Below are 4,298 nucleotides of genomic sequence, written 5' to 3' on the forward strand. Positions count from 1 at the left end.
GCTGTCCGCGCCCTGGAAGGCGTGCCGTACGAGGTCCTGCGGGCGCGGATCGGTGAGACGCTCGCCCCCGGGAACCTGTCGGAGCGGTGGTCCGCGCTCACCGGTGAGGGACTGTTGGTCAGCGTGCGGCACGGCGACCGCTCTTACACCGTCACCCTGCGTCTCCGGCTGGCTGACCCGCGCGGAGTGGAGTCGGCGCACGCGCCGGGCTCCGTGGCACGCACATGGTCCGATTCCACCGGTACGGCCATCGCGGGCACGTCCAGCGGCAGCAACCGGCGTACCCTCAGCTTGAATTTGGCCGCGGTGTTGGGTCTGCCGGTCTCCCCTGAGGTGTCGGCAACGCTCAACGAGGTCGGGACCACCACGCTGGTCAGCGCGACCACGAGCGCTCACACCTCGGCGCACATCCCCGGACGTCCGCAGGCGGTTGACCTCGCCATGCGGTGGGAGCTCCGCATCGAGGCGCCCGGCGAGAACGCTGACTGGACGGCCCTGGCAGGTGAAAGGCCGTCCCTGCGTGCCTGGTTCCCGCAGACGCCGAAGGCGGCGACCTGGCACCGGCCGGCTGCTGTGCACGCCGTTACACACGACCTGCCGCTGGCCGCGGTGCACAGCGTGCTCGGGGCCGGCGAACTGCTGGACCACGTCACCGCCTTCTTCGCTAAGCAGCTCTCCGAGGTGTCGCAGGATTCACTCCTCACCATGAGGGACTTCTTCAGCGCAGCCGCGCTGGCCGACGGGATGCCGACGCTGCTGGGCGGCCGGCACACCTCTCCCGTCCTGCGCACCGCGAAGGGCGACGCCGTCGGGTACTTCCGGGTGACAGCACGGCTGAGCGAAGGCGAAGCCACTGCCTGGCAGCCCATGAGGAGTCTCCAGAGGCTGACGGGCTTGCAGATCACCGGACCGGCGGGGCTGGTCCAGGCCGGTGTCGTCTACGAGGTCACCCTGGTGGAGCCGACACGTACACCGGACGAGTTCACCACCAACGGGGTTCCGGGTCAGGTCGTGTTCCACGTGCCCTCCGCCTCGGCGCTGCGGACACCGGGGGCAGGCGGACCGGTTCCCGCCGCCCGAGGTCGCGGAGCTGCGCAGCCTCGGCATGTCCTCCACCGTCCAGCGCGTCGAAGGCACGGACCGTCTCTTCGACCACGTCGAACGTGAGATGAGCCAGAGGGGGCTGTTGCCGAACGCCGCCGCCTCGGACTGGATCACACCAGGTCAAAGGCGGGAACAACGGCTGCTCAACCAGCGCACCCTCGACAGCTTGCGTCCGCAGTCGGTCCAGCGTGCGCTGCTGCCCCAGCTGCTGACCGGACTGCTCGTGGGATTTAGCGAAACGGATCGCGTCGACGGCCCGCGGCCGATGCTGAGCCTGCACGTCGAGAGGGACAAGGACAGGCCGGTCCGACACGTGGCCAGCCTTTCGGCGGTCCGGACGGACAACCGTATCGAATCAGACGTACCGAGCGGCGATCGTCTGGCCGGTACCCCGATCCACGTCGCCGTAGGTGGAGGCGGCTCCGCCGGTCCCGACCTCGAAATGCTCGGCGTGGATCTGCGCACCGCGAAGGGCCAGTGGCACAGCTCGTACGCCAGGACCAATACGGACGTCCGGACCGCCTCGGTCACCGAACGCATTCATGCTCCGGTGGTGTCCGCCGCCGGCGTCGACGTCTATGCCGTCCCCGCCTGGCTGTACGCCGAGTCCGAGGGAGACCGGCCCATCCAGGGCACCGTGAAGACGCCCGTCACCGTCCATGTCGCGGTGCCGGCTCACCGGACCACCGCCGAACCCCCGAGCAGTGCGCGTCCCGAGGACGCCACCCGAACCGGCGGGTTGGCCGCACGCTCCGCCGGCCTGAGCACCGCCGACGCCAGCGAAGTGCTACAGCATGTCCATGTCGAATCGGTGGCAGGCAGTCATTCCCTCGCCAGGGAGATCGCCAAGCTCCTTGGCGTCGAACAGCGGACCACGCCCGCCAGGAACCTGGCCGAGGACGAAGCCCCCGCGCGGGACCCCGACGGCGCGGAGGGAGCGGCGGAGGCCAACGAGGAGGCAGCGGACGCCGAGCGGAATCCACTGCTCACAGGGGCTCCGGCCACCTCCCGGTCACGTGTGCCGCTGCCGATCGCCGGACAATGGCTGACGACACAGTTGAGCGGGGTTTCGCTGGACAGCCGGGCCAACCTGCTGCACAGCAGAGGGCGGCAGGCACTCGACCCCGCGCGGCTGGTCGCGGACGCGCAGACCGTCTTCGGGGGCGGTCTGGTCATGGAAGCCGGTATGGGGGAGGGGCGGATCACCGGTACCCGGGTGCGGATCACCGTTGAGGGCAGCCTGCACGGGCTGCACTACGCGGGCCCCGTCGGGGCCGTCGAGCACCGCCGTAGCCTCGCCACGACCCAGGGTGCGGCGACGACCCGGACCATCACGTCCCACAGCGGTCCCCAGGCCGTCCTCAGCGGTGACCTCGCCCCACTGGAAGCGATCTCCTCCGACCTGCAACTGAGCGGCCATCCGCCCGACTCGACCGTGCGGACGCTCAACGACGCGACGACCACACACTGGATGGTCAGCGCGGGTTCCTCCCCCATGCACCGCATACATGTCACCGTGCAGACCGCGCGCGACGGCGTACTGCCGACCTCCTTCTCGGCGGACCGCAACACCACTGTGCCGGGCCGGGTGATCGAGCCCGACGGCGTCGAGCTCCTCGTCACAGATGACGAACTGCACCGCCTCAGGAATGTGCTGGACTACGACAGCATCCCCGCGCCCGAGGTGACCGGGCGGCCTGGGCCGACGCCTCCCGCGGTAGCCCCCACCCGGGCACGCAGGCGTCGGTGGTCGTGTCGGTACGCCCCGAAGGCGGTCCAGGTCTGGTACGCGATCTCGTCGCCGACTTCGTCGAGAAGGTTTCGCCGGGTGTCACCCGCCTGGACAGCAGCGGCTACCTGCACGGGGTTCTGCCTCAGATAGCCGAACTCACATCGGCAACAGCGAGAATGCGTTCGCTGGTCTCCACGCTTGGCAGTTCCACCAGTTTCCGCTTCGTGGACCAGACCACCGTGCCCAAGGTGGTGGAGGTGAGCATGACGGCACGGCGGGCCGGGGACCCGGGGCAGCAGAACCGGGCCGGCTGGTCCCGTCGGCCGAGGTCGCGGCCGGCATGTTCACCGAGAACCGTGCCACCCCACCGTCGGCCACCCGCACGAGCGGGAGCCGGCTGGCATTCGACACGTCACTGGACCTCGTTGCCGCGGAGGTTCCACTGGGGGCGCCGGAGCAAGCGCCCCACCTCGCCTTCCCGTCGGCCGACACGGACACGGACATCGTCGGCGCGAACGCCGCACACAAGACAGCGGCGGAGTTCCGGGTTCCGTTCACCTTCACCGTCACCGTGCGGACCATGGCGTTGAGCGCGGCGACGCAGGCGATCACCAGGCCCGGACAGGCGGGCACCGGCGACGGGCGGTCGATGTCGTTCAACGCGACTGCCGTCGTCCGCTTCGCCGCCGACGAGGCACCGCCCGCCGTGCCGCCGCAGGCCGGGTCCGAGGGTGACACGGCACGCCAGCGCCGGTCGCGGCAGCGCCACACCGCGCTGACAGCGCTGCCCGTGCCGACGCCCGTGCGGAGCCTGTCCGGCAATCACGCCAGTGCCCGGTTCGCCGAACCGGCACGCCCGGGAAACCCGTCGCTGAGCGAGCAGGTCCGGCGCGCACTCAGCGGCGTCCCGGAAACCACCACGCCACTACAGATCACGAGCTCCTCGGGCGACCCGGCTGAGTGACGTCCATAGAGCAGAAGTCCCGCACCGAGGCCGGCCAGCGCCTGCCGCAAGGCGAAGCGGCCGTGACGCGGGAGATGCCCGTATCCGCCACGACATGGGCGACCGGAGCGGACACGCTCGACGACAGGAGCAGGGTGACGCACGCCTGTCGGAGGCGGACATCACCCTGCTCCAGAAGTTCCTGCCGACTCCGGCAGCCTGCGATCGCGCCATCGGCCCGAGCCGGCCCCCTGCTGTCAGTCGTCGAGCGGCGTGGACCGGCGCCCCGTCATCTAGGGGGCCGGTGAAACGGGCACCCGGGGCAGCTGAGGGTCCATGGGCCTGGCGGACAACCGCGGCGCCAAGGGCTCCCCGGACGCCAAGGGCTCCCCGGGTACCACCCCGGAGGGGTCGCCGGTGCCCGAGGGCTCCGGGGAAGCCGGCACCTCGGGCACGCGGGGCACCTGGGGATCCAAGGGCCTGCCAATGGGCGGGGTGGGATTGGAGAGGTTCGAGTCC

At 70.7% G+C, this 4,298-nt stretch carries 4 protein-coding genes; all 4 read left to right on the forward strand.

From position 1 onward, the window contains the following. The first annotated feature begins 21 nt into the window (after positions 1–21). On the forward strand, positions 22–1,167 hold the full coding sequence (locus AQJ11_RS39040) for a hypothetical protein (protein WP_059266526.1): 1,146 nt from the start codon (positions 22–24) through the stop codon (positions 1,165–1,167). Then, a complete protein-coding gene (locus tag AQJ11_RS39045) occupies positions 1,106–2,986 on the forward strand; it encodes a hypothetical protein (protein ID WP_059266527.1) in 1,881 nt (626 codons plus the stop codon). Before AQJ11_RS39040 ends, AQJ11_RS39045 begins: the two co-directional genes overlap by 62 nt. Positions 2,987–3,176: 190 nt before the next feature. Beyond that, positions 3,177–3,800, forward strand: a complete 624-nt coding sequence (locus AQJ11_RS39050) for a hypothetical protein (RefSeq protein WP_059266528.1) — start codon at positions 3,177–3,179, stop codon at positions 3,798–3,800. A 315-nt stretch (positions 3,801–4,115) separates the two neighbouring features. Next, positions 4,116–4,298 (forward strand): hypothetical protein (locus tag AQJ11_RS50565; protein ID WP_425265019.1); only part of this gene is annotated, 183 nt, incomplete at its 3' end.

The organism is Streptomyces corchorusii (assembly GCF_001514055.1).
In the GTDB taxonomy this organism is placed as follows: domain Bacteria; phylum Actinomycetota; class Actinomycetes; order Streptomycetales; family Streptomycetaceae; genus Streptomyces; species Streptomyces olivaceoviridis.